The sequence below is a fragment of the Arthrobacter alpinus genome, from assembly GCF_001294625.1.
GTDB classification, from domain to species: Bacteria; Actinomycetota; Actinomycetes; order Actinomycetales; family Micrococcaceae; genus Specibacter; species Specibacter alpinus_A.
Map to the genome: position 1 here is coordinate 2,089,852 of NZ_CP012677.1, position 24,831 is coordinate 2,114,682.

Annotated in this window: 22 protein-coding genes; 11 read left to right on the top strand and 11 right to left on the bottom strand. The window is 63.7% G+C overall.

The annotated features are described in order from the left end of the window. Nucleotides 1-213 precede the first annotated feature (213 nt). The 7 genes from AOC05_RS09380 to AOC05_RS09410 all read left to right on the top strand — a co-directional run bounded on the left by AOC05_RS09380 (nucleotide 214) and on the right by AOC05_RS09410 (nucleotide 10,188). Nucleotides 214-1,239, top strand: a complete 1,026-nt coding sequence (locus AOC05_RS09380) for a 3-oxoacyl-ACP synthase III (RefSeq protein WP_062006996.1) — start codon at nucleotides 214-216, stop codon at nucleotides 1,237-1,239. Continuing rightward, complete coding sequence (locus tag AOC05_RS09385; RefSeq protein WP_062006997.1) at nucleotides 1,233-3,911, top strand: alpha/beta fold hydrolase; 2,679 nt, start codon at nucleotides 1,233-1,235, stop codon at nucleotides 3,909-3,911. Before AOC05_RS09380 ends, AOC05_RS09385 begins: the two co-directional genes overlap by 7 nt. Before the next feature lie 119 nt (nucleotides 3,912-4,030). Continuing rightward, nucleotides 4,031-4,981, top strand: a complete 951-nt coding sequence (locus AOC05_RS09390) for an NAD-dependent epimerase/dehydratase family protein (protein ID WP_062009584.1) — start codon at nucleotides 4,031-4,033, stop codon at nucleotides 4,979-4,981. A 92-nt stretch (nucleotides 4,982-5,073) separates the two neighbouring features. Continuing rightward, nucleotides 5,074-7,692 (top strand): helix-turn-helix transcriptional regulator, encoded by a 2,619-nt coding sequence (locus AOC05_RS20470; RefSeq protein ID WP_082357892.1) that lies wholly within the window; start codon nucleotides 5,074-5,076, stop codon nucleotides 7,690-7,692. Between the two features lie 187 nt (nucleotides 7,693-7,879). After that, nucleotides 7,880-8,731: an Ig-like domain repeat protein gene (locus AOC05_RS09400; RefSeq protein ID WP_062006999.1), complete on the top strand. Its 852-nt coding sequence runs from the start codon at nucleotides 7,880-7,882 to the stop codon at nucleotides 8,729-8,731. Continuing rightward, nucleotides 8,728-9,246 (top strand): LPXTG cell wall anchor domain-containing protein, encoded by a 519-nt coding sequence (locus tag AOC05_RS09405; RefSeq protein WP_197277811.1) that lies wholly within the window; start codon nucleotides 8,728-8,730, stop codon nucleotides 9,244-9,246. The genes AOC05_RS09400 and AOC05_RS09405 overlap by 4 nt, the downstream gene beginning before the upstream one ends. Nucleotides 9,247-9,339: 93 nt before the next feature. Continuing rightward, nucleotides 9,340-10,188 (top strand): oxygenase MpaB family protein, encoded by an 849-nt coding sequence (locus tag AOC05_RS09410; RefSeq protein WP_062007001.1) that lies wholly within the window; start codon nucleotides 9,340-9,342, stop codon nucleotides 10,186-10,188. 121 nt (nucleotides 10,189-10,309) lie between these two features. On the opposite strand, the gene mutM is transcribed toward AOC05_RS09410, so the two are convergent. The 5 genes from mutM to AOC05_RS09435 all read right to left on the bottom strand — a co-directional run bounded on the left by mutM (nucleotide 10,310) and on the right by AOC05_RS09435 (nucleotide 14,471). After that, on the bottom strand, nucleotides 10,310-11,254 hold the full coding sequence (gene mutM, locus AOC05_RS09415; RefSeq protein WP_062007002.1) for a bifunctional DNA-formamidopyrimidine glycosylase/DNA-(apurinic or apyrimidinic site) lyase: 945 nt from the start codon (nucleotides 11,252-11,254) through the stop codon (nucleotides 10,310-10,312). Nucleotides 11,255-11,256: 2 nt separating this feature from the next. Further along, nucleotides 11,257-12,054: a ribonuclease III gene (gene rnc / locus AOC05_RS09420; RefSeq protein ID WP_082357893.1), complete on the bottom strand. Its 798-nt coding sequence runs from the start codon at nucleotides 12,052-12,054 to the stop codon at nucleotides 11,257-11,259. 61 nt (nucleotides 12,055-12,115) lie between these two features. After that, nucleotides 12,116-12,319: a 50S ribosomal protein L32 gene (rpmF, locus tag AOC05_RS09425; protein ID WP_062007003.1), complete on the bottom strand. Its 204-nt coding sequence runs from the start codon at nucleotides 12,317-12,319 to the stop codon at nucleotides 12,116-12,118. A gap of 58 nt (nucleotides 12,320-12,377) precedes the next feature. Further along, complete coding sequence (locus AOC05_RS18920; protein ID WP_082358163.1) at nucleotides 12,378-12,857, bottom strand: YceD family protein; 480 nt, start codon at nucleotides 12,855-12,857, stop codon at nucleotides 12,378-12,380. 348 nt (nucleotides 12,858-13,205) lie between these two features. Then, nucleotides 13,206-14,471 (bottom strand): S1C family serine protease, encoded by a 1,266-nt coding sequence (locus AOC05_RS09435; RefSeq protein ID WP_082357894.1) that lies wholly within the window; start codon nucleotides 14,469-14,471, stop codon nucleotides 13,206-13,208. 256 nt (nucleotides 14,472-14,727) lie between these two features. Between AOC05_RS09435 and AOC05_RS09440 the strand changes: the two genes are divergently transcribed. Continuing rightward, nucleotides 14,728-15,408 carry a hypothetical protein gene (locus tag AOC05_RS09440; protein ID WP_157374954.1) on the top strand — a complete coding sequence of 227 codons (681 nt, stop codon included), beginning with the start codon at nucleotides 14,728-14,730 and terminating at the stop codon, nucleotides 15,406-15,408. A gap of 18 nt (nucleotides 15,409-15,426) precedes the next feature. Here AOC05_RS09440 and coaD read toward each other — a convergent pair whose 3' ends face one another. Then, a complete protein-coding gene (gene coaD, locus AOC05_RS09445; protein ID WP_062007006.1) occupies nucleotides 15,427-15,942 on the bottom strand; it encodes a pantetheine-phosphate adenylyltransferase in 516 nt (171 codons plus the stop codon). A 106-nt stretch (nucleotides 15,943-16,048) separates the two neighbouring features. Between coaD and AOC05_RS09450 the strand changes: the two genes are divergently transcribed. From AOC05_RS09450 to AOC05_RS09460, 3 genes are read left to right on the top strand one after another with little or no spacing between them, the layout of a single operon-like run. Further along, nucleotides 16,049-16,933 carry an SDR family NAD(P)-dependent oxidoreductase gene (locus AOC05_RS09450; protein WP_062007007.1) on the top strand — a complete coding sequence of 295 codons (885 nt, stop codon included), beginning with the start codon at nucleotides 16,049-16,051 and terminating at the stop codon, nucleotides 16,931-16,933. 2 nt (nucleotides 16,934-16,935) lie between these two features. Continuing rightward, nucleotides 16,936-18,132, top strand: a complete 1,197-nt coding sequence (locus AOC05_RS09455) for an aminotransferase class I/II-fold pyridoxal phosphate-dependent enzyme (RefSeq protein WP_062007008.1) — start codon at nucleotides 16,936-16,938, stop codon at nucleotides 18,130-18,132. Further along, nucleotides 18,132-18,905, top strand: coding sequence for a spermidine synthase (locus AOC05_RS09460; RefSeq protein WP_195849297.1), 774 nt, complete (start codon nucleotides 18,132-18,134; stop codon nucleotides 18,903-18,905). The genes AOC05_RS09455 and AOC05_RS09460 overlap by 1 nt, the downstream gene beginning before the upstream one ends. A gap of 221 nt (nucleotides 18,906-19,126) precedes the next feature. On the opposite strand, the gene AOC05_RS09465 is transcribed toward AOC05_RS09460, so the two are convergent. From AOC05_RS09465 to AOC05_RS09485, 5 genes are all read right to left on the bottom strand, one after another. After that, nucleotides 19,127-19,285, bottom strand: coding sequence for a hypothetical protein (locus AOC05_RS09465; RefSeq protein ID WP_231687084.1), 159 nt, complete (start codon nucleotides 19,283-19,285; stop codon nucleotides 19,127-19,129). A gap of 76 nt (nucleotides 19,286-19,361) precedes the next feature. Beyond that, the gene (locus AOC05_RS09470) at nucleotides 19,362-20,765 is read right to left on the bottom strand and encodes a flotillin family protein (protein ID WP_062007009.1); all 1,404 of its coding nucleotides are present in this window, start codon (nucleotides 20,763-20,765) and stop codon (nucleotides 19,362-19,364) included. 288 nt (nucleotides 20,766-21,053) lie between these two features. Then, the gene (gene rsmD, locus AOC05_RS09475; protein ID WP_082357895.1) at nucleotides 21,054-21,632 is read right to left on the bottom strand and encodes a 16S rRNA (guanine(966)-N(2))-methyltransferase RsmD; all 579 of its coding nucleotides are present in this window, start codon (nucleotides 21,630-21,632) and stop codon (nucleotides 21,054-21,056) included. A gap of 27 nt (nucleotides 21,633-21,659) precedes the next feature. Next, nucleotides 21,660-23,873, bottom strand: coding sequence for an ATP-dependent DNA helicase RecG (locus AOC05_RS09480; protein ID WP_062007010.1), 2,214 nt, complete (start codon nucleotides 23,871-23,873; stop codon nucleotides 21,660-21,662). Continuing rightward, entirely contained in the window at nucleotides 23,860-24,816 is a 957-nt protein-coding gene (locus tag AOC05_RS09485; protein WP_062009598.1) for a DAK2 domain-containing protein, read from the bottom strand. Before AOC05_RS09485 ends, AOC05_RS09480 begins: the two co-directional genes overlap by 14 nt. Nucleotides 24,817-24,831: the final 15 nt, after the last annotated feature.

Sequence of the window (24,831 nt, forward strand, 5' to 3'; positions counted from 1 at the left end):
TAATCTACCGTGGAATCATTCCCTGACGGGGTCTCACCGTACATGTATGCGCGATGGGGTATGTGCATGAACCCCCGTTGAAGGTGCATAGTTAAGGCTGAGACTAGATATCGGGCCGGGGACGCCGCCGCTGTGCGTCCACGGGTGGCTGGTTGGGCAGGCTAGCAATCCGCTCTTGGGCGCCCCCGGAACACAGAAGAAAAAGGCTGGAATTTGATCGGCAACGCAACGTTTCGTCACCACAACACCTCCTTACTCGCCGTCACCAGTGTGGAAGCCCCGGTCGTTGTCACCTCCGCCGATTTTGACGAGCGTTTGGCCCCTAGCCTGAAGCGTTTGCGGCTTTCAAAGCGCATGCTTGAGCGGGTTGCCGGGGTGCAGGAGCGCCGCTGGTGGGCGCCGGGAACAGACTTTGACGACGCCGCCATCGAGGCAGGCGCCAAGGCCTTGGCAGAGTCCGGAATTGAGGCCGACCAAATTGGCCTTCTCATCAATACCTCCGTCACCCGGCGCAACCTGGAACCGTCCGTTGCCGTGAAGATCCACAACGGGCTGGGCCTGCCATCATCCGCCCTGAACTTTGATCTGGCCAACGCCTGCCTGGGATTCGTCAACGGAATCACGCTTGCCGCGAACATGATCGACTCCGGCCAAATCAAATATGCCCTCATTGTGGCCGGCGAGGACGCCCAGGCCACCCAGGAAACCACGTTCCGGCGCCTGAACCAGGAATCCTCCACGCGTGCCGATTATCTGCGCGAGTTTGCCACCTTGACGCTGGGCTCCGGTGCCGCTGCCGCTGTCATTGGACCGGCGGACCTGCACCCCGGCGGCCACCGCATCCTAGGCGGGGTGTCCCGGGCCGGGACCTCGCATCATGAACTGTGTGTGGGCGGCCCTGACGGCATGTTCACCGACACCAAGGGCCTGTTGGACAACGGTTTGGAATTGGTCACCGACGCTTGGCACGAGGCCCACAGCAACGGCTGGGACTGGCGCAAAATGGACCGGTACGTCACCCACCAGGTGTCCAACTCGTACACGAACGCCATCATCAAGGCCGTTGACCTGGTGCGCAGCAAGGTGCCCATCACGTTCCCCAAGTGGGGCAATGTGGGTCCTGCCTCGTTGCCCATGACACTGGCCCAGGAAGCACAGACGCTCACCCCCGGGGACCGGGTACTCTGCATGGGTGTGGGCTCGGGATTGAACACCGCGATGATGGAAATTGCGTGGTAGCTGCCACCGCCCCTGGCCCGCTTTTTCCGGACCCCTGGCCGGGTGTGCGGGCCAGCTGGCGCCGCACCCTTTCGGTGCCCTCTACCGCAGCGGTTGACTCCCCCGGGACCCGCCACCAATGGCACTTTCTTGACAACGACGCCGACGTTGCCGCCACCGGTCTGGAACCGGTGGGAACCCTGCTGTGCGTGCACGGCAACCCCACCTGGTCCTACCTGTGGCGTTGCCTGCTTGCCGGGGCGACGTCCCCGCAGACGCTTGCCGCGGCCGGCCCGTGGCGGGTTATCGCCGTCGACCAGCTGGATATGGGCTTCTCCGAACGCACCGGCACGTTCCGGCGTCTGGAGGACCGGATCACCGATCTGGGGGACCTAACCTCTGCCCTGGCACTGTCAGGGCCGGTGGTGACCGTGGGCCATGACTGGGGCGGGCTCATCTCCCTGGGCTGGGCCACCCGCCACCGCGATCAGCTGGCCGCTGTGGTGTTGACCAACACGGCCGTCCACCCGGCAGGCTATTCGCTGCCCCGTGCCCTGAAACTCGCTCTGCACCCGGCCGTCCACAAGTGGGGCACGACGACGTCCTCCGCCTTCTTGCGTGTGACTCACAGACTCGCGCAGCCCGCCCTGGCCCCGGAGGTGCGTGACGCCTTCATGGCACCCTACACAACAACACTGCGCCGCGCCGGCGTGGGCAATTTTGTGGCAGACATCCCCGCCACCCCGGCCCACCCGTCGTGGGCGGCGCTGGATGCCGTCTCCTCCGGCATCCGTACCCTGGGCGTGCCGGCCTTCATGATGTGGGGCCCCCGGGACCCCGTGTTCTCCGACCGCTACCTGCAGGATCTACTCACCCGGCTTCCCCAGGCCAACGTCCACCGCTTCGAGGGCGCCAGCCACCTGGTCCAGGAAGATCAGGACATCGCCACCCCCACTTTTGCCTGGCTCGCCAAGAACGTCCCGGGCGCTGCCGTTGGTCAAGCCGTCCCCGTTGGTCAAGCTCCGTCGAGACCCGGGTACCGCCCCATGCTGGCCGAGCTGGATGCCCGTCGCGATGACGGCTCCACCGCCATCGTGGACATGCTCGGCTCCGGGAGCACAAGGGCCCTGAGTTGGGCCGAACTGGCCCGTGATGTCGACGATCTGGCCGTGGGTCTTGCCGATCTGGGCGTCAAAGCCGGTGACCGCGTCAGCTTGCTGGTCCCACCAGGAATTAACCTAACAACGCTAATTTATGCCTGCCTGCGACTTGGTGCGGTCATAGTTGTGGCCGATGCAGGCCTGGGCACGAAGGGCATGAGCCGTGCCATCAAGGGAGCCGGACCGGCATACTTGATTGGTATTGAGCGGGCCTTGGCTGGTGCCAGGCTCTACAACTGGCCGGGTGTGAAGATCGCCGCCGACGACTTCTCCGGTACCGGGGCGGCCCTGAAGGCGAACCTGCTTTCCGTGGCGGCAACAGTGCCCCAGCTGTTGGCCGACGGCCGGGCATTGCGTCTGGCCGGCATGGCACCGGCCCTTGGCACAGCCAATCCGGACGATGATGCCGCCGTGCTGTTCACCTCCGGCTCCACCGGTCCGGCCAAGGGCGTTGTGTACACGCACCGCCGTTTGGCGGCCATGCGCGACGCCCTCAAGGACACGTACAAGCTGGCGGCCGGCACCGCCCTGGTGGCGGGTTTTGCCCCGTTCGCCCTTTTGGGGCCGGCCCTGGGTGCTACCACCGTCACCCCCGACATGGACGTGACGGCGCCTCGCACCCTGACGGCGCTGGCCCTCGGGGAGGCCGCAGCGGCCATCCACGCAACAGTGGTTTTTGCCTCCCCTGCGGCACTTGTCAACGTGGTGGCCACCCAGGATGCACTGACGGCCAACGCGCATGCCGCACTGTCCGGCGTCGAACTGGTCCTTTCAGCAGGAGCCCCCTTAGCCGAGCCGTTGCTGGCCCAGGTGCAGCTGCTCGCCCCCAACGCCGTGCTGCATACCCCGTACGGCATGACCGAGGCCCTGCCTGTGACGGACATTGACCTGGCCGGTATTCGCGGCGCCGGGGCAGGGAACGGAGTGTGCGTGGGGCGTGCCGTCAGCGGTGCCACCGTGGCAATTGCCCCGCTGAATCCCGACGGAACAGTGGTCTGTGAACCGACCACTGACGCCAACGTCACGGGCGAGATCCTGGTCTGTGCCCCGCACGTCAAGGCACGCTACGACAGGCTGTGGATCACGCAGGAACTCAGCACATCCATTCCAGGCTGGCACCGCACAGGCGATGTGGGCCATCTGGACACCGAGGGCCGGCTCTGGGTGGAAGGCCGGCTGGCCCACGTGCTGACCACCGCCGGCGGGGCGTTGACCCCCGTGGCCGGCGAACAGGCCCTGGAATTGCTGCCCGTAGTGACGCGCGCCGCGGTGGTGGGGGTGGGGCCAGCAGGCACCCAGGTGACTGTCGCCATCATTGAAACCCAGCCTCCTGCAAAGCAGTCTGGTCTGGCGGATGCCGCAGTGGCCGCTGCCGTCCGTGCCGCTGCGCTGGGAGCGGGCATGGAGCTGGCGGCGGTGCTTGTCATCGACGCCATGCCCACCGACATCCGGCACAATTCAAAGATTGACCGCACGGCACTTTCCGCGTGGGCCTCGCGCATGCTGACGGGGCAGAAAGCGGGCCGGCCGTGAGCAGGCGTGCGACGGCGGCCGCCGGCCCCCCGGATTCCTCACCGCAGGGGCGGGGCAAGGCTCAAGGCGGCGGTGCCGGCGGGGCATCCCGGCAGGTCTTGGTGACAGGTTCCAGCGGCATGTTGGGGCGGGCCGTTGCACAGCTCCTGCACAACCGGGGCTACACGGTGCGGACACTGCAGCGCAGCGCCGTAACGGATCCTTGGGAGTCTATCCAGGGTTCCGTGGCGGATCCCGACGTGGCTGCCCGCGCCGTGGCAGGCGTTGACGCCGTCATCCACTTGGCTGCGAAGGTCTCCTTCACCGGCGAGTGGAACGACTTTGTTGTCACGAACGTCGTTGGCACCCGTCAACTGATCACCGCGGCGCAGCGTGCCGGGGTGCGGGATTTCGTGTTTGTTTCCTCCCCGTCGGTGGCCCACTTCGGCTCCTCGATTGTGGGGGCCGGGGCCGGCACTGCCGATCAGTCGCGGGCCCACGGACACTATGCCCGGTCCAAGGCCGCTGCAGAAGAACTGGCCCTGGCACAGGACTGCCCCGAATTCCAGGTCACAGCCATCCGGCCGCATATCGTCTGGGGCCCCGGTGACACCCAATTGGTGGAACGCGTTATTGAACGGGCAAGGACCGGACGGCTTCCCCTGCTCGATGGCGGCCGCGCCCTGATTGACACCACCTACGTGGACAATGCCGCCGACGCCATTGTGCGCGGCCTCGAACGCATGAACTACGCCCACGGTCAGGCCCTGGTGGTCACCAACGGCGAGCCTCGTCCGGTCGGTGAACTCATCGCCGGGATCTGTGCGGCGGCGGGCGTCCCGGCACCCGGATATTCGGTGCCGGGCTGGCTGGCCAGGGGTGCCGGATCGGTCATTGAAAAGGCCTGGACGGCTGCCGGAACCCGCGGCTGGGTTCACGATGAGCCTCCCATGACCCGGTTCTTGGCCGAACAGCTCTCCACCGCCCATTGGTTTGACCAGCGGCACACCCAGGCAGTCCTGGACTGGGCCCCTTCGGTCTCCATTGACGAGGGTCTGGCGCGGCTCGCCGCACATTACCACACGAGCTAATTTTCTAGGCGCCTGTGCCCCGTCTGTCAACTACTTGATACTGCGGCTAGGGATACCTCATTGCGCAAACAGTGGGCACTACAATAAGGTTCATGAGTCCACCAGTGCCTTCCATTCCCGTGATGCTGCCCTCGCGAAAGCATCTCGAGCATGAAGCGCTTCGTGCCGCTGAATCCGGTTCCCCGCTCATCGTTCTTGGAAGGAGCGGCAGCGGGCGTACCGCGTTTGCGGGCCGGATTCTCCTAGCACGGGCGCAGCGCGGCAACCCGGTGTACCGGCTCACTGGCGCCCACGCCCTTCGGTGCGTTCCCTTTGCCGCCCTCGCCGCCGTCGTTGCTCAATTGCCAGGGGTCACGCTGCGTGCCGGCACGCCCGCCCATCTCCTTGCAACGTTGGCCCATATCGCCGCCACGCAACGGCCCACCATTCTCCTTGACAACGCCGAAGAGATCGATGTTCAAAGTGCGGCGGTGTTTGCCCAACTGGCTGACAGCGGGGTCCTGTCACTGGTCTGCATTGCCCGTTCCGTGGCCGCCCTCCCCGCGCCGGTTCGCCAGCTCGCCGTGTCGTCCGGGGCCCACCGGGTGGGGCTGGAGGAAATTGGCTTTGACGACGCCGTCGTGCTGCTTGAGGGATTCCTTGGTGGGCGTGTGAACGTCAGCGCGGTCAGCTTCCTGCTTGGCTACTCAGGCGGGAACCCGCTGCACCTGCGTGAGCTTGCCTTCGATGCGCAGGCCCATGAATCCCTCGCAGTGCGCAGGGGCTATTGGACGCTGAACCCTGGCTGGCGGCCCCGCGGGGAGCGCATAGCAGAGCTTGTCGCGACCCGCTTGTCGGAGCAGCCCGCCGAGGTTCGTGAGGCGGTGGAGATTCTGGCCCTGACAGGTGAGTTGTCCCTTGACTTTGCCTCGATGCTTCTTGCTCCTGAGGTTTTGGACCGAGCTCACGATGCCGGGCTCGTTGACATTGAGGGTACCTTGGGCCCCGTGCCACGGGTGTCTCTGGGCTCTGCGCTGACACCCCACACAGTGTTGGCGACCTTGGGGCGTCGCACCCTTCGGGCCCATTCCACCCTCATTCGCGCAACTCTGCCGCGTGCAGACATGCACCCGCACACCCGGCTTGCACTGGCCCTGCACAGCCAGGACCTGGATGTTGTTGCCAGCCCGGAGGAGCTCTTGCTGGATGCGGTAGTGGCGTGCCGTGCCCGCCAGTTTGAGTCGGTCATTGTCTTGACGCGCATGGTGGAGGACGCGAGCTTTGCCCAGTGGTCCGATGAGAGGGCACGGACCGAACTGGCCCTCCTCCGTACGCAGGCACTTCATGAGGCCGGTCGCGTCGATGATGCCATGAAGGTCCTTGCCGCGGTTCCAGCCCGGGGCGATGAGCGTGTCCGCATGAGTGCGGCTTGGGTTGAGTTCAGCGGCCGCGGCAACTTGCCCGGTGCGCTCACCCATCTGGCCGCCCACGAGGATGACTCGGCGCAGGTACAGGTGTTTGCCCGTCTGCTGCTGCTGGTTGGAAACCAGCCCTGCGATATCCAGGCACTGGTCCTTGATGCAGCGAATCCCGCCTTGCCCGCCGACCTGCGTCTACGCATCCACAGCCAGCTCCTGGCCGAGTCAATCTATCGTGGCGCCCCTTCCGATACCCTGGCGGGGATTGGGCAGGTGCTCGACGGTGAACTCTGGCAGGCTGCCTCGCCCAGCGCCCGCGGGGAACTACTTCATGCCCTGCATCTGGCCGGAATCCATGACAGCATCCATCAGCCGGCGCTCACCGCCATCAAGGCCAGGTTGGATTGGGACACCCTCGCCGTTGACCACGCTACGTTTGTCATCGCGCAAGCGTGTGCCGTCCTGGAACAAGGCGACGCCGCACTCGCGATGGATCTTACCGGGCAGGCCCAGGCCATGGTCGACGCAGCCGACCCGCACCGGCTCCGTGGCCTCATTGCCGCCTACCAAGCCGTCGCCGCAGTCATGCTCGGCGATCGGGACCAGGCGGTGGAGTCATACGCCCTGTTCCAGGCCTCCGCCGTGACCAGCGGCCATGCCCTCCGGGCAGATGCCGAGCGTTCCCTGCTCAGCGTGGAGCTCTTCCTGCACGGCCGTGACGCCGCCACCATGTACTGCGACCGCCTGGTGGAAGACGCCCGGGCGCGGGGGCGGCAGCTGCTGGTGATGCGGCTTCTCCACGATGCGTGGCGCCTTGGCCTGCACGACTCCGCCTCCTCCATCACCGAGGCTGCCGTCGGCATGCAAGGCGCCTTGGCACGAAGCCTGCTGCGGTATGCACAGGTGCTGGAACCTGTGGAGGAGGGTGCAGAGGCTGCCTGCGTCGAGGAGGTGGTGGCCGAGCATGTTGGTACTGGCAGGGCTCTCTATGCCGCCGAATTGGCCAACCGGGCCGCGACCCTGGCCCGGGACGCCGGCAATCGTGCACGTGCCTCGGCCTTGCTTGGGCTGTCCGCTGAGCTGGCACGCCCCCTGGTGGGTGTCAACACCCCGTCGCTGGGGCGCATTCGCATCCAGCCCGCAGTGCTCACCGAGCGCGAGCGAGAGGTGTGCGCCCGCGCTGCCCGCGGTGACAGCAATGTCTCGATCGCCGAGGAACTGTACTTGTCGCCGCGTACGGTGGAGGGTCACCTTCAGCGGGCCTACGCAAAACTAGGTGTAAGCGACCGCCGGCAGCTTCTTCCCGTCACATAGAGCAAAGGCAAATCAGTCTTCCCTTAATGGCGCTACCCGATGTTACGCGGAAGACTACCCAGACCCGGATTTCTGCCTTTTTCTACTGACATGCTGGGTTGATACCGGCAATTTCCTGTGCACTTCCTGTGCGCTCCGGGGCATTTTCGCCCATTGCCGGCCCTTCTGCTCAGAGAAAGGATTGACCATGCAGGCAACAAAGCCCCACCCCTCCAAGGTCTCACCATCACGCCCGCGCACACGTACCATGGCCGTGGCCGTCACCCTCGCGGTGGCCGCGTTTGGATTTGCCGGAGCCATGCCCGCCCTCGCTAACGACGGCGGTTCCCTCGCCGAGGCTTCGGCCAACCCCGCGAACGTTGGCAACGCCGCCGCTGCCGACCTGCTGGTACCGGTCATCACATCCTCCGGCCTGCCAGGCCCCGTCGTCTCGGGGGAGACGGCAGCCATCGGCGTCAGTGTTGGCAGCAGCCAGCTCGGCTCACCGGCGGCGTCCGGCTTCGTTTTCTTGATGGTAAACGGCGAAGCGTTGCAGGCCAGCGCGGTCACCGACGGGCTGGCCAGCTTCGTCATCCGTCCCCTGGCTGGCGGGAATGACTCCCAGGTGAGCATTCTCTACTCGGGCCATGACGCGTATTCTGACGGAACCCTGGAACTCGGCGCTTTGGTAGTGGGTCCCGCCACGGCAAACCTGTCCCTCTCCGTGCCAAAGCTCCCGGCCTACGCCGGAGGTCTGATGGGCGTGGATGTGACGGTGGCCTCGGAGGACTCTGCACAGTACGGATCCCCCGACGGAACCGTTGTTCTCACCCTGGACGGCGTGGAGGTTGGCACTGCACAGTTGCTCGGAAGCAATCACATTGGCCGCGGTTTTGCCGGCCTCGATGAGGACCTCAGTGCACCGGACGCGCAGGGTACGGCCCGATTCATGGTGACGAACCCAGTATTTTGCTTGGCTCCCCCGACAGCTTTGACCTCCGGGCACACTTCCACCCGCGCAGTGGGTTCACGGAAGCCACCCACATGCCGTATTCGGTGACCACGCAAGCTGCACGGACCTCGCTGCAGATTCATGTCGGGGGAACAGTTGATTCGGCCACCACCGTGACCGGCACCACCATCTTGCACGCCGGGATCGAATTCCTCGACGCCGCCGCCGGTAGCGCCGCCCCCCTGTCGGGAACCGTCCGTTTCTACGCAGACGGTGTCCGCATCGGCGAAGTAGTCGCTGAGCCGCTGGGCATGGCGGCCCTTCCGTGGACGCCCAAGGCTTCGGGTGAAGTCATGCTGAGCGCCGAATTCCTTCCCGATACGCTCAACCATGCGGGTTCGATCCAAGAAGCTGCCATCACGGTGGCCCTGCCGGTAGTCCCGGACGAGATTGTCCCGGAGAAGGTGGTCCCTGCCAGCAGCACCACACAGAAGACTGACCTGGCCGCGACCGGCGCCAACGGCTCAGCTCTAATGCTTGGCGGGTCCGCATCGATCCTCGGCGCCGGACTGTTGGCTTTGCTCTTCTCCCGCCGCCGCAGGAACTCCACCAAGCGGCGCTAGGAACACACGCATTGACCACCACATCCCACAGCACAAAACCGCAGTCACACTACTGCTTGTGCGGATGTCCCTAAGAAGAATTTGGCGAGGATTATGACAGAGAGAACAAGCACCGAAGCAACGGTTGCCAATGACGGGTATTTCGGTCCGGGCAGCGTGAGCTGGATACTATTTTCGGACCCATCCGCAAAGCTGGGCGGCGTTGTCGCCATTCTTTTGCAGGCCCTGAACCCCATGATGATGCGCCTGTTCGCTCAGACCAGCGGCTATGCCACCGACGTGGACGGGCGGGCCGAGCGGACCGGCAGGTACATCGACACCACCATTTTTGGTGACCGGGCCCACGCGGATGCCGCCGGGGCCTCCGTACGCCGCATGCACCAGCATGCCAACTGGACTGACCCGCAAACCGGTGTCCAGTTGCGCGCTAACACCCATGACTGGCTCGTCTGGACCCATAACACGCTGGTGTGGGGTATTCTTCGGGCCGCTGACGCCTTCGGTCCCGAACTGAGCGTGCACCAGCAAGATGACTTCGTGAGCGAACAGCACAAGGCAGCCAGCCTTGTCGGCATCGAACCCACCGTGCTCGCCTGCACCCGTGCCGAACTTGACGCCTACATGGAGGCGCAAAAAACCTGGATGGCGCTGAGCCTGCCTGCCGCCGAGATCTCTCGCGGACTTCGCAAGCCCAACCTCAGGGGGAACCCGGCGAAAATCTGGGCGGGCGTCGTCGTCCAGGACGGTGTGCTGTCCCTGCTCCCGGAGTGGGCACGCCTGCTCTACGGCATTGAAGGTCGCCCCATGAACCTTCTCAGTGCAGCCCGCGTAACACGGGGTTTCATTGCCGGTGCCCGCAAGAATGTCTCCCGAGCGGAGCTAATTTCCGAGGTTACCGAACGCGTGCGCACCCACCCGTACCGCAAGGTGCGCCAGCGCTAGCCGTTGTCTAAGGCACGACGACGGCGGCCCACCTTCCCAGGGTGGGCCGCCGTCGGTGGGTGGGCCGCCGTCGGTGGGTGGGCGTGCAGAGATCACCGTCCCGACAAGTCCGATCACGCCGTTACAGGCGGGCGTTGCGAGGTTTCGGCTGGCACACCGGACAACTGTAAGAAGACCGATTCATGAACGTGTCGCGGCGGATCACGGTGGCCAGGCCCAGTGCGGAACAGCGCAGGCAGGGTTCGCCTTCACGTCCGTAGGCATTCAAGGAGCGGGAAAAATAGCCGGAGGCGCCGTTGACGTTCACGTATAGGGAATCGAAGCTGGTGCCGCCGGCGTCCAGGGCCCTGGACATGACGTCGTGCGCGGCGTGGATTATCCGCTGCGTCTGCGGCAGGCGCAAGGTCTCGGTAGGGCGGGCATAGTGCATTTTGGCCGCCCACAGGGCCTCGTCGGCGTAGATGTTGCCAATGCCTGAGACCATCCCCTGGTCGAGTAGGGCACGTTTGAGGCCCGTTTTACGGGCCCGGAGCTTCTTGTGCAGGGCCTCGAGGGAGAAGTGGGGATCCAGGGGGTCGCGGCCAATGTGTGCGGCTTCCGCTGGGATCAGGGCCAGCGCGGATCCGCAGCCACCGGGCAGGCCGTCTTCCGTGGGCACCAGCGAGGTGACAAACAAGCCGCCAAAGATCCGTTGGTCAACAAAGCGCAGTTCCTGCGGCGCATCAGAACGCGGCGAAAAGGACAGGCGAACCTTGAGGTGCTTTTCGTGTGGCTGATCCGGGGATTCCACCAGCAGTTGCCCGCTCATTCCCAGGTGGGCCACCAGCGCGGTGTGCGGCGGCCCCGTGGACGCCGGCGCATCGGTCAGGGGCATCCACAAGAACTTGCCCCGCCGGACCACGTCCAGGACGGTTGCTCCCAAAAGATTGCCACGGAAATCCTCGACGCCCAGGGGATGCCGGCGAATGGACCGGGGGTCCGGCACCGACACTTCGGTGATGCTCCGCCCAGCGATCCAGCGCTCCAGTCCGCGCCGAACCACTTCTACCTCGGGAAGTTCAGGCATGGTTACGCGGGAATCCCGCCTGAAGTCGCGGAAGGGGCGGCGGGCGACTGAACATCGCGGGAGGCTCCGGCGTCGTGCTTGGAAGAATTGAAACGATCATCAACCACCAACCAGCCGGCAGCGGCAGCGGCACGCTCGGCTTCCTTCTTTGACGGGCCGGTGCCGGTGCCAAAGTGGTGGCCACCAATCATCAGTCGTGCCGTGAAGGAGCGGTCGTGATCTGGGCCGGTTCCGGTGATGTCGTAGACGATGGCACCGAGGCGGCGGGCTGCGGCAATTTCCTGGATGTTGGTTTTCCAGTCGGTCCCGGCGCCGAGGGCGTCGGCGTCGGCCAGCAGCGGACCCACCAGGCGCATAACAAGTTCGCGGGCCGTTTCGATGCCGTGGGTGATGTAGGTGGCGCCGATGAGCGCTTCCATGGTGTCGGCCAAGATGGAGGACTTATTGCGGCCCTTGGTCAGGCGCTCCCCTTGGCCGAGGTAAATGAACTCGCCAACACCGAGCTCTCGGGCGATCTGCGCCAGTGCCCGGGTGGAGACCACTGCGGAGCGGCGCTTGGCCAGATCCCCCTCGGGAAGGCTGGGGTGGTCCCGGTACAAGGCGTCGGTGACGGAGAAACCCAGGATCGAGTCGCCCAGGAACTCCAGGCGCTCGTTGGTGGGGATGCCACCGTTTTCATACGCGTAGGAGCGATGCGTCAGGGCAAGACGAAGCGTCCCGGCATCAATATTGACACCGAGACGCTTCAACAGCTGGCGATGCCCGTCCTCGAGCTTCGAAGTTTGAAGATCAGAGGACATGAGCAGCTCCTGCAAAAATATTAACCACTAAACGAACGGACCTGTTGGCCGAACGGACGTCTTAGACGTCAGCAACCTTACGGCCCTTGTATTCCAAGAACAGTGCGGTACCGGCGGAGTCGGTGACAACCCGGGCCTGGTGCGGCAGGCTGTAAACAACCTCGCCGTTTTCGATGGTCTTGACCAGAGCAGGCGCGGTGGCCTTCCACTGGGAACGGCGTGCGCGCGTATTGGCGCGGGACATCTTCCGCTTCGGAACAGCCACGGCAAACTCTTTTCTCTCGATAACTCACAGGCACATGCCCGCAAGTAAAACTTATTTGCTAGTCTTCTTCGCCGGTAAAGCCCTGTAGGGCAGCCCACCGAGGATCTGCAACCTCGTGATGGTGCCCCGGCTCATCTGCAAGGTGTATTCCACATTCGGAACACAGGCCCTCACAGTCTTCCCGGCACACCGGCTGGAACGGCAGGGCGGTTACCACTGCGTCCCGCAACACCGGTTCAAGATCGATAGAATCGTGCTCGACCCAACGTTGCTGATCTTCTTCTTGTTCGAGGAAGTCCGCAGGCGGTTCCTCGTAGAAGAAAAGTTCTTGCACATCAACTTCAAGATCATCCTCGAAGGTTTCCAGGCATCGGGAGCATTCGCCAGTCACTTCGACCAGCACACTGCCCGACACCAAAATTCCCTCATGAACAGACTCAAAACGCAGTTCCAGATCCAAATCAGTTCCGGGCGTCACGCTGATGAGCGGGGTACCAAATTGCTCTGGCACAGGTATATGTTCAACAAAGGAGTGCATATTGCCGGGGCTTCGCCCAAGCTCCCTGATACCAATGGTAAGGGGCGTGCCATGGTTGGACTTGTTGCCCAACGTGCTTGCGCTAATGAGAACTCCTGTAAAAACATATGACCGACGCACTATCTTAGCCCGAATAGTCACGGGCTTCAAAACGAGCGGTACCAAAGCCAATTCGGCCTTGTTCAGTCTACGACAGTTCGTGGCTTAACGGCGAACCCATCCATCCGCGCCGCCCGTGATGTAACTCTCTTAACGCGCGACGCCGGCTGGCCAGCTTTCGCTGGCACCGTTGCCTGCCGCTGTGCTCGCTGGTCGCGGGTGCGCAGAACCGGGGCCGGGTTCTGGACGCTACGAAGGACGCACGCAAGCACGTGGCGCTTCAAACCCCGAAGGCGATTTCGCTGACTCTATGAGCCACCTGCCTCCAGAGTAGACGAGCGTGTAATTCACACTGAAGTCAGAACACGTCTGCCCGCTGTAGCCGTACGCGGCGTCTTGGTATGTCCTGAACGACACACCTGCGAGCATTGTGGTGTCAAAACCGCTCAGAGTTTCCAAAGTAATTGATTGCCATGCAGAACTCTGTTGGCCTGCACGCCATACCTGCAGCCCACCCATCTGAGCTTGTTCCTGGGTAGTGAAGTCAGCGAACGCTGCCTCATAGTCTTGCCTATTGATAGACAGTGCATGCCAGAGCAGGAAGTTTGCGATCTCTTGGGAGCTGGGACTAGTTGTCTTGACAACTATAGGAAGGCTAGTTTGTGACGTCGGTGCCGGCGTGGATTTCGGGGAGGCGCAGCTAGTCAGTGGAATGACTGTTGCCGAATTCCGCCACACTTCGACCTGCGGTGCCGCAACGGTGGCATCAACTGCATAGCCAAAACCGTCCACCTTGTGTCCCACATATTCCTCGCTGAGTGTTGCGACAACGATCCCTGCAACGACACCATCGAGGTAAACGAGGGGACCTCCACTATTCCCTCCGTTGATGCTCGCATCCGTTTGAATTTTGCTTTTCTCCAGGCTGGCAATGGAACTTCCCTTCTCACCAAATCCAGTGATGCCGCCCCTTGTCATCTTGTAGCCATACCCGAGTGGGAACCCTAGCGCGGCAACTTCCTGCCCGATATTGGGTGCCTGCTGCGAAAGGGTGAAAACGTGCCCGCTAAATGGCACAGATGATCTAACCAGGGCAAGGTCCAGTTCACTGTCTATGCCAAGCACTTCTGCGGGTGAAGATTGCAATCTAGTGGAATCAGTAAGCACCAGATCTATAGAGGATTGATCCTCCACCACGTGGGCCGCAGTGACAATGAGATTCGGGCTGATGAGAAATCCGCTCCCTATCCAGCTGCGGCCTTGGCAATCGGCCGTTTCAAACTTTACAACTCCGTTTGCAGCAAGGGCATTGGTTTCTTGCCAGGTGCTTGGCACGGTCGCAGTAGCAGTGGGCGGTGACGGCTCGGATATCACCACGGCATCTGGTGTCGTCGGTGGCTGAGTGCCCCCGGGAGGAGGGCCGATGGTTACCGGAATGCACCCGGTCAAAGATATCGCCACGGCGACGACCATCGATGAACGAACAAATATCCTGACAACTGGGCTGCTCATCATCGCGCGTCCTCACTGTAGGACCCGGGCCGATGCGACCAGAATTCCAGTCAGAGCCGACCGGGTTCTCCAAAATTAGACCCAATATGACCGTTCCGCCATAGAATTTGTCATTTCAGTTCGCATCTTGAACCTCACGATTCGAAAAAAGGGCCCCGCGAGATAGTTCGTTAGGTTCGCGCGTGTGCACTGGAATGATCTGAGCCACAACAAGCGGGAAAGCCTATCGACCATGGGCGGTTCCGTGCATAGTGGGTTCATGAGGCTTTCCGCGTTCATCCCCGAGTGGCAAATCGGCTCCCGAGACATTGCCGTCCCCGTGGTGGGTGAACCGTTCCACCGTGTGCTGGTCTTTTCCAGTGACGACGGCAATCCGGCCATGCACTACGGCTCCTTTGGGCAGGAGGTTGCCGTGGCAGCTACGGCAACGCCGCTGACCGAGCACCCGGGAGGCGTCCGGGGCGCCTTTCCAACCGAGCTGCGGTGCGCAGGCTTCTCCCTGTACTGGGATGCCCCACATCGAGTCAGTGGTAAGGGAAGATTTACCGGGATCGTCAGCACCAGCGGTGACGGGGCGGCCCCCACCAGCTTCCCCCAAGTCCGCGGGAGCGTGGACTCCCTGGCGATCGTGTCCTTGGCTTTTTGCGAGTGCGTATCCCGGGAGGCGGGCGTGGGCTCCAGTCCCGGGAAACCAGCAACAATTCCGCCTCGTGGACAGTTATCCCCCGTGGCAGCCGACCGAGGATTCGCTGGTGTCACCGCAGCGGAAGGTGACAGGTGTCCTGGTCATCGTGGACACAGGCGCCAGACCCGCTGCGAACCAGTCGTCCGCCAGCAAATCCCGGGCCGCCTGACGCGCGTCCTATTCTGCGCCACCCTCGCCACGAGCGTGGCGCAGAACAGTGTCATGCGCCGTGCCGGGCATGAGCGTGGCGCATAACAGAGCAGCGAAGGTCCGCTAAAGCCTCGGCGGGACGACGGTCACGGGGCGCGTGTCCGGACCCACGTCACCTTGCAGCCGGCGCAGCGCCGCACGCGGCACAAAGTCCGAGACATCCCCGCCCAGTGCGTGAACTTCCTTGATCAAGGTAGAAGACAGGTGCAGGTAGCGGCTGTCCCCCGGAAGGAACACGGTCTCCACACCGGAGAGCTGGCGGTTCATGGTTGCCATGGGCAGCTCGTAGTCAAAATCGGAGGAGGACCGTAGCCCCTTTACAATGGCGCAGACCCCTCGAGCATGGCAGTATTCGGTGAGCAGACCCTCCCCCATGGCTTCCACAGTTATCCCCGACAGTGCCGAGAAGGTGGTCCTGGCCATTTCCAGGCGCTCAGATAATGTGAACCTGTATTTCTTGGTGTAATTGGTGGAAATAGCCACAATAACCTCGTCAAACAGTCCTGAGGCACGGGTGATCACTTCAATGTGGCCCTTGTGGATGGGGTCAAAAGATCCGGGGCATACCGCGCGTCGCATACACAAGAATCTAGCCGATCAATCGCGCCGCGCATGGTTGATTGCCGCCATGTCACGGCAGTTCCGTGATGTACTGACCAGTAACCCCGCCGTTGAGAGGAATCCCATGAAAACTGCACCCCCCTTCACACTGAAAGGCAAGACCATCTTGATCACGGGCGCCGGCATGGGCATGGGCCGCCTCTACGCCTTGCGAGCAGCCAGGGAGGGCGCTTCCACGGTGGTGCTGTGGGATCTGAACCAGAAGGCCGCGGACGACGTCGGCGCACAAGTCCGTGCCCTTGGCGCCAGGGCTGTGGTCCAGACGGTGGATCTGGCCACCCTGGATTCGATCACGGCGACAGCCCAAACACTGCGTGAAGAGCACGGCATCGACGCCCCGGACGTGCTGGTCAACAACGCGGGCATTGTCAAGGGCGGCCCGTTCTGGGAGCACGACTCCGAACGACACACCCAGGCCATCATGGCCATCAACGCCATGGCCCCCATGTTTGTCACGGCAGAGTTCCTGCCCGCCATGATGAAGTCGGGGAGGGCGGCTCGGATCTTGAACATTGCCTCGGCCGCCGGAACGTTGGCCAACCCGAACATGAGCGTGTATGCGGCCTCCAAGTGGGCTGTGATCGGTTGGAGCGATTCTCTGCGGCTCGAACTGGAACGCTCAGGATCACCGGTTTTGGTCAGTACCTTCTGCCCCAGCTACATCAGCACCGGCATGTTCGCCGGTGTCAAGGGACCGCTGCTCACCCCCCTGATGACCCCGGATGTCGCCGTCGACCGCGCCTGGCGGGCGATGCTCAACGGCACGCCGCTAAAGCTCACCCCGTGGACGGCAAAACTGGCCATGGGCCTGCGTGGCGTGTTGCCCACTAGGGTCTGGGACGTGGTGGCCGGTAACGTATTCAAGGTCTACAACAGCATGGATCACTTCACCGGCCGCCCGGCCGCGCAAGTAGTGGCACCACCACAAGCCGGTTCCGCAAAGGAGTAGTAATGTCCCACCCATGGCAACGCACCGCCAAAGGTGCCAATTTGCTGGGGCCGGACGGCTCCTTGGCCGTCACCATCTTTGAAGAGATCACCACCTTGGCCAACCAGCACAACGCCATCAATCTCGGTCAGGGCTTCCCCGACGAGGATGGCCCTGCAGAGCTGAGCCGCCTTGCCCAGCAGGCCATAGCCCAGGGCAATAACCAGTATGCCCCCGGCAAGGGAATCCTGGATCTGCGCCAGGCCGTGGCCGAGCACCAGGAACGGTTCTACGGGCTCACCGCCGACCCCGAGACCGAGGTCATCATCACCACAGGAGCCACGGAGGCCATCGCGTCAGCGATCCTGGCGCTGACCGGCCCCGGCGATGAAGTCCTCACCTTTGAGCCGTTCTACGATTCCTACGGGGCCATGATCGGCCTCAGCGGGGCTGCCCACACCACAGCCGCCCTGCTGGCCCCGGACTTCATGCCGGATCTGGCCACGCTGGAGCGCAGCTTCAGCCCGCGCACCAAAATGGTCGTCATCAACAACCCGCACAACCCCACGGGCGCTGTTTTCCCTAGGGAGGTGTTGAGTGAAGTGGTGCGCCTGGCCATCAAGTACGACGCCGTCATCCTCACCGACGAGGTCTACGAACACCTCACCTTTGGTGTGCGGCACATCCCGATTGCCACCTTGCCAGGGGCGGCCGAACGCACCCTGACCATTTCCTCGGCAGGCAAGACGTTCTCCTTCACCGGCTGGAAAATCGGCTGGCTCTCGGGACCGGCGGAGCTTGTGGCCGCGGCGCGGACGGTCAAACAGTTCCTGTCCTATTCCTCCGGTACACCGTTCCAGAGCGCCATCGCGGCCGGACTGCGCATGGAAGAGGGCTTCTTCACGGATACCGCCAAGACGCTGGAGCGCAAACGCGACATCCTTAGCGAGGGCCTGCGCGCGGCCGGGCTGGACGTGCTGACCCCCCAAGGCACCTACTTCGTCAACGTGGACACCGCTGCGCTGGGCATCACCGACGCCACTGCCCTGGCCCGGAGGCTGCCACAGCTGATCGGTGTGGCAGCCATCCCGGTCCCGGTGTTCTGCCACCCGGAGGGTGCTCACCGAACCAGGTCCTTGCTGCGCTTCGCGTTTTGCAAGAAGGTCCCGCTCCTAGAGGAAGCCGCCGAACGCCTGGCAACCCTGGCGGGCAAACTCTGATGGTGCTGGCCAGCAGGTTCCTGCGGACAAGCGGCGTCCACGCCACCCTGGACAAGGATCCGTGGCATGAGCACGCGTTTGTCCTGAGCATCGACAACGCCGAGCAGTCCCAGGTCAACCTCGCCCACCCGGAAGAGGTCTTCTACGAGTATCTGCGGCGCATCGCCAATGCCGTGGACCTGGTGAAGCCGGCCGGTGAGCCCATCACGGCCCTGCACCTGGGCGCCGGAGCCCTGACCTTGGCCCGGTACATCCAGGCCACCCGGCCGGGATCAATCCAGCACGCCGTGGAGCTGGAGCGCGAGCTTCTTGACTTCGTGTTGGAACACCTGCCCCTGCCGGCCGGCACCAACTTGAGCAGCCATGTGGGCGATGCCCGCGAGGAGTTAGGCGCGCTGCCGGCGCAGCTAACGTTCGACGTCGTCATCCTGGACATTTTCAGCGGACCCGACGCGCCGGCCCACCTTGCCTGCGCGGACTTCTACCGCGAGGCCGCGGCGGTGCTGGCACCGGGCGGGATCCTGGCCGTCAACGTGGGTGACGAGCCCGGGTTCACGCTGGTGACTAGCCAGACCAAGGCGCTGCAGGAGGCCATGTCCCATGTGGCCGCTTATGGCACAAGCATGCTATTCACCCGCCGCTACCCGGGCAACATTATCCTGCTCGGCAGCAACAGCCCCTGGCCGGCGGACTGGGGGCAGGCCCTGCTCGCTGCGGGCCCGCACCCGGGCACCGTCATGGCCGGCGTGGAACTGGACGAGCTGACCGGCTAATCCCTACGCTCTCGCAGCTTGGGCGGATTTTTCCCGAACGCTATCGCACTTTTGCTGGGTGGGTAGTGGTGAACCCTGAGCCACGCCCCTGGCGGTAGCGGCTACCGTTGCAACATGCCACCACTGCGGCCGCGGCGCATCGGCACCCGGCGATGTGCACTGCGGCAATGCTGCTCACACCAATAAGCGCGCCCCTCAAGCAGCGTCAGTCGCGGCGCCGCTCATTCATCGTGTTTGAGAAACTCGGGCATAGCTTCCACATAGACCGTCTGCGGCGGTTCGAAATACATCACGAGGACCCTCTCGCCGACAGGATAATAACTTGTGCCGTCGTAGGGGCAGGCCATGAACGCGTTGGTGCCGCCCTGGAAAGCCAGCATGACCTCGCCTAGAGTATCCGGACCGATCATCCCCGTGACACGGCCAATCTTCCCCGTCAGGCTCCGGTCAAGATCCCTACGCACGGGGCGTCTCCGGCGGCTGTGGTGCTGGCGTTTTCCCGTTCTTGAGCGCGTGCGTCAGCGCCGGAAGGTAGTTGCCCACTTGGGAGAGGATGCCGCCCACCATGGTGTTTAGGCCGTCACCGCCGTTGAGCACCGTCAGCTGCCCCACATGGGCAAATGGTTCGGCGGCGGCTGCCACAATGGCCGGCATGTTTTCGGCCAGTTGCTGGCTGATGACGGCTTCCTGGTTGGTTCCCAAGGCCTCCGCACGAGCTTTGATGCCCTCGGCCTCGGCCAGTGCCCTGGCCTTGATAGCCGACGCCGCTGCGTCCCCACGCGCCTTGGTTGCGGCTGCTTCTGCCTCACCGGTGACTCTGGTGGCTCCGGCGGTGGCCGCGGCCGCCGTCGCATTGGCCTGCGCCTCAAGCTCGGTCTTCCGTGCCCGGGCCTCGGCTGCACTGATATCAGCGGCTTTCTGGGCCTCCGCCTCGGTGCGTTGCGCGTACGCCTTGGCATCGGCCGGTTTGCGCACGGAGGTCTGCAGCTTTTGCTCCTCACGATCAGCTTCCAGCTTGGCCACCTGTGTTTCCTGCACCACCACCTGCTGACGTGCGCTTGCCTCAGCCAGCGGCCCTGCCTGAGCGGCGTTAGCCTTGGCCGTTTCCGCGTTGGCAAGCGCCGCCGATTGTCTGATCGCCGAGATGCTTTGCGCGTCGGCTATCAACGAGGCCGCCTCCGCTTCCTTTTCGGCCGCTTCACGGTTCCGTGTGGCCTCGGCGATGCGCGCCTCCATGACCACCTGGGCAATGTGCGGTTTTGCCAGGTTTTGGATATAGCCGGTGGGGTCTTCCAAATCTTTGATCTGCAGCGAATCCACCACCAGTCCCAGCTTCTCCATTTCAATGCCGCTGGCGCTGCGCACCTGGGAGGCGAGCTTGTCGCGTTCCCTGATGATTTCCTCCACCGTCATGCTGCCAATGATGGAACGCAGATGACCCTCAAAGACGTTGTACACCTGGCTTTCCATCTTGGGCTGCTGCCCTAGGAAACGCCGGGCGGCATTGGCGATGAACGGCGTCGAATCCCCTATTTTGAAGATGACCACGCCTTGGACCACCACCGGGATGCCCTGAGAGGTGACGCAGTTGACCTGCAGTTCGGTCTCATTAAGTGTCAGGGACAGCGTCCGCACGGTTTGCAGGCCCGGGATCACGAAGGCCCCCTTGCCGGTGACGATCTTAAAGTCCATGCCGTCGGTGGTGCCCACATTGCCACGGGTGAAACCGGAGATGATCAAGGCCTCATTGGGTTCGGCCACCTGCCACATCATTTTCACACCAGCCCGGATCAGCAGGAGGATTATCACCACAGCAACAATCACAACGACTGCGGGTATGAACGGGGTTATGTATTGCATGACCAGGTCCTTTCAACGAAGAGGAACGGTCGCGGCGGTGAACCCTGGCCCGAAGCCAGGACGAATCCCAACGGCCTGAATATGAAGTTATGGGCCAGCCCTGACCAGAGCGCCTGGCCGGTGAAGTCCGCTAGGACCAAAAATACTCGCTATTTCTTGGCGTAGGCCGAGTACAGCCGAGGAATTTTGGCGTCCCCGTCTGGCGGCCACCGCGGCGATGTGACCCCTCAACGGCTCGTAAGCACCGCGGCGATGTGACCCCTCAACGGAGCAGTATGAGCCAGCTGGCTACTCCCCCGCCGGCTCGGCAAACCAGAGCCGTGTCTCCCCGTATTTCTTCCCCGACAACAGCTCCAACGACACCGGCCAGCTCGGCTGGGGCGTGCGGGCAGAGCGCTCCACCACAACCACCGCATAGCTGCTCAGCCGGGGCCCCAATAACTCCAGCACCAAGGTGAGTTCCTCCTCGGTCAGCGGGTAGGGCGGGTCCAAGAAGACCAGATCCCACTGGTCCACGCCCGCGTCGGCTACGCGTGCCATAAACGATTCAACCTTGGAACGCTGAACCTTCACCACCTTGGACCCCAAGACCTTGTTGACAAGTTCGGCGTTAAGCTGGCAGACGGCGGCGGCCTTGTCGTTGAACTCCACCAACTCCACCGATTTGGCTCCACGGCTGGCGCTTTCCACCCCCAGGGAGCCGGACCCGGCGTAGAGGTCCAGCACCCGGGCGTCGGCGAGCATGTTCAATGACTCGAGCCGGGAAAACAACGCCTCCTTGACCCTGTCCGTGGTGGGTCTGGTGCCTTCCCCGGGCACCGACACCAGCGGCATGCCGCCAGCTGCCCCGGCAACAATGCGGCTCACTGCACTGCCTCGCACGTCTTTGGTTCACTAGCCACGTTCAAGGAATGCCTCATTCTTCTCCGTCACATACGTTTCAATTTCAAGTTTTAGCGCCGGGTGGAACTCAAGGCCCGGATCGGCCGCCACAATCTCTGTGGCATCCGCCCGGGCGCGTTCGATCAGTTCCCCATCTCGCAACACGCTGAGCATGCGCAGGCCGGTCCGCCCGCCTGACTGCCTGGCCCCCAGGATGTCACCCTCGCGCCGCAACTCCAGGTCCTCCCGCGCCAGGACAAACCCGTCAATTGTAGCCTCCACAGCGGCCAGGCGCTTCCGGCTCGGATGCCCCGGTTCCAGACTCGTCACCAGCAGGCACGTCCCCGGATGACCGCCGCGCCCAACCCGCCCACGCAGCTGGTGAAGCTGTGACATCCCAAACCTGTCGGCATCCAGGATCACCATCAAGGTGGCGTTGTGGACATCCACACCCACCTCGATCACCGTGGTGGAGACCAAAACGTCAATGTTACCGGCGGTAAACTCCGCCATGGTCTCCTGCTTGTCCCCTGTGTCCAGCCGGCCGTGAAGTGCCTGGATGCGGGTGCCTGTTAGGGCCGGGACCGTGCGCAAATACTCGACGACGTCAAGCACCCCGGCCATGGGGCGCGCCTCACCGCCCCTGATCTCGGCCGGCTCGATCACCGAATCTGGGTCGTCACCGATCTTCGGGCAAACAACATAGACCTGGTGCCCGGCGTCGACCTCTTCCCGGGTGCGCGCCCACACCCGCTTCTCCCAGCCCGGGTGCTCGGCCAACGGGGCCACATGGGTGGTGATGGGTGCGCGCCCGGCCGGCAACTCCGTCAGCTCGGAGACTTCCAGATCACCAAAAACGGTCATGGCCACTGTGCGCGGGATGGGGGTGGCCGTCATGACCAAAAGGTGCGCAGGCTTGTGCGCCTTGGAGCGCAGGGCATCGCGCTGTTCAACACCAAAACGGTGCTGCTCATCAACAACAATCAGGCCCAGATCGGCAAATTGCACATTCTCGGACAGCAGCGCGTGGGTGCCGATTACGATTCCGGCCTCCCCGGAGGCGGCGGCCAGCATAGCCTTCTTGCGGGCGACTGCCGTCAATGATCCCGCCAGCAGGGTCAGCGTTGTGGCGTGGGGGCCGCCCAGGAGGGGCCCGGAGCCCAGCCCGCCCAGCAGAGCGGCGATGGAGCGCAGATGCTGGGCGGCGAGAACCTCGGTGGGGGCCAGGAACGCCGCCTGGCCTCCGGCGTCGACCACTTGAAGCATGGCGCGCAAAGCGATCACGGTCTTGCCCGAACCCACCTCCCCCTGCAACAGCCTGTGCATGGGGTGGCCCGCCGCAATCTCCGCGGCGATCACCTCGCCAATCTCGCGCTGCCCCGTTGTGAGCGTGTAGGGCAGTTGCGCGTCGAACGCGTCCAACAGACCGCCCGGGCGCAACGGCCGACCCGTGGCGTCCTGGTGCACAGCCTCGAACCGTTTCTGGGCCAGAGAGGTCTGCAGGGCCAGCGCTTCCTGGTAGCGGAACCGCTTCCTGGCGCGGGGGAAGTCCTCCATGCTGGTGGGCCGGTGGATCAGCTCATAGGCCTCCCACAGCGGGATCAGTCTTTCCCGTGCGGCAAACTTCGGCGGCACCGGATCCGGCACGCGCGCCAAGTCAAGGGCTGGCAGCAGGGCCTCGATGACATCCTCGGTTTTCCAGCTGGGGAATTTGGCCGTTGCCGGGTAGATGGGCACGGGTTTGGCGGCCTGGACCTCCACCTCGTGCTCGGCCAGTTCGTCGTCGGGCAACAGAACATAGCCGGGGTTGGTGAGTGACTTGTTCCCGCCGTAGAGGGTGACCTTGCCTGAAAACATGGCCAGCACACCGGGCTGGAGCTCCTTTTTCGCCTTGAAACCATTGAAGAAGCTGATCTTCAGCGCCGATGGCCGGCCCGAGTTGTCGGTGATGACAACGTCGCTGATGGTGCCCTTGCGGGTTTGCATGTACCGGGTGGACAGGCCCACGACGCGGGCGAGGATGGTGACTTCCTCATCCAAGGGCAGCTGGTTCAGATCGGTCAGGTCCCCGCGGGCCAGGTAGCGGCGCGGGAATTGGTGCAGCATCTCCCCGACGGTGGTGATTTCCAGCGCCTTGGCCACCGATTTGGCCGTGGCGACACCCACCAGCCGTGACAGCTCCAGGCCCAGATCCGTATAGGCGGCGCTGGGGTCAGAGGAGGTCATGGGCGTCGTTGGCGGCAGTGGGGCTGAGCGCGGAGATGCTCACATTGCTTGGATCACCCACGGCCTGGATGGCGTCAAGGGCTATGGTGGGCGACGGAACATGGACGTGGACCCGCCACGGGTACGCGCCTGTGTCATCGGCTGTTTCGGTCACGGCGCTCATGATGACAGAGTCACCCAGCTCGTCCAGTTGCATTCGCAGCCCTGCCGCCGCCAAGGGGGTCAAGTTGATGGTGCACATGACTTCCACACCGTCTTGCTCCGGCATGGTCAGGGCAATGTTGGGGTCCTGGACTTTGTAGCCGGAGAGCCCGTCCAGCAGTTGCTCCTGCAGCGGTTCGCCCAAAACCACGGAGCGCAGGCAGTCAAGGATCAGCAGCAGCCCCACGCCTCCGGCATCCACCACATGCGCGTCGGCCAGGACGCCCAGCTGGGATTCGGTGAGCACCACTGCGTCGTAGGCGGCCTGCACTGCTGCGTCAAGGGTTTGAGCCAGCGCCTGGTTGGAGTCATCCCCGTTCAGGGACCCCTCCATGATCGATGCCCCGCGCGCCGCAGCCTCCAACACCGAGAGCATGGTGCCGGGCACGGGTTCACTCAGAGCGCTCCAGGCCCGCAGTTGGGCGCGTTGCAAGGATGCCGCCAGCAAGGGTGCGCTGAGCCGGGACTGGCCGGCCAGAGGTTCGGCCATGGCGCTAAGGAACACCGAAAACAAGGTGCCCGAATTTCCGCGGGCTTGTTCCATGGCGGCACGGGCGGCGGCGGCGAGTGTGGCACCGACGTCGCACGGCTCCATGTCGGCCAACGCCTGAGACGCCGACCTGACGGTGAGGTAGAGGTTTGTGCCCGTATCGGCATCCGCGACCGGGTAGATGTTGATGGCGTTGAGCCGGTCGCTGTGATTGGCAAGGGTTTGTTCCGCCATGGCCAGCCATCGGCGAATTACGGGGGCAGTGGC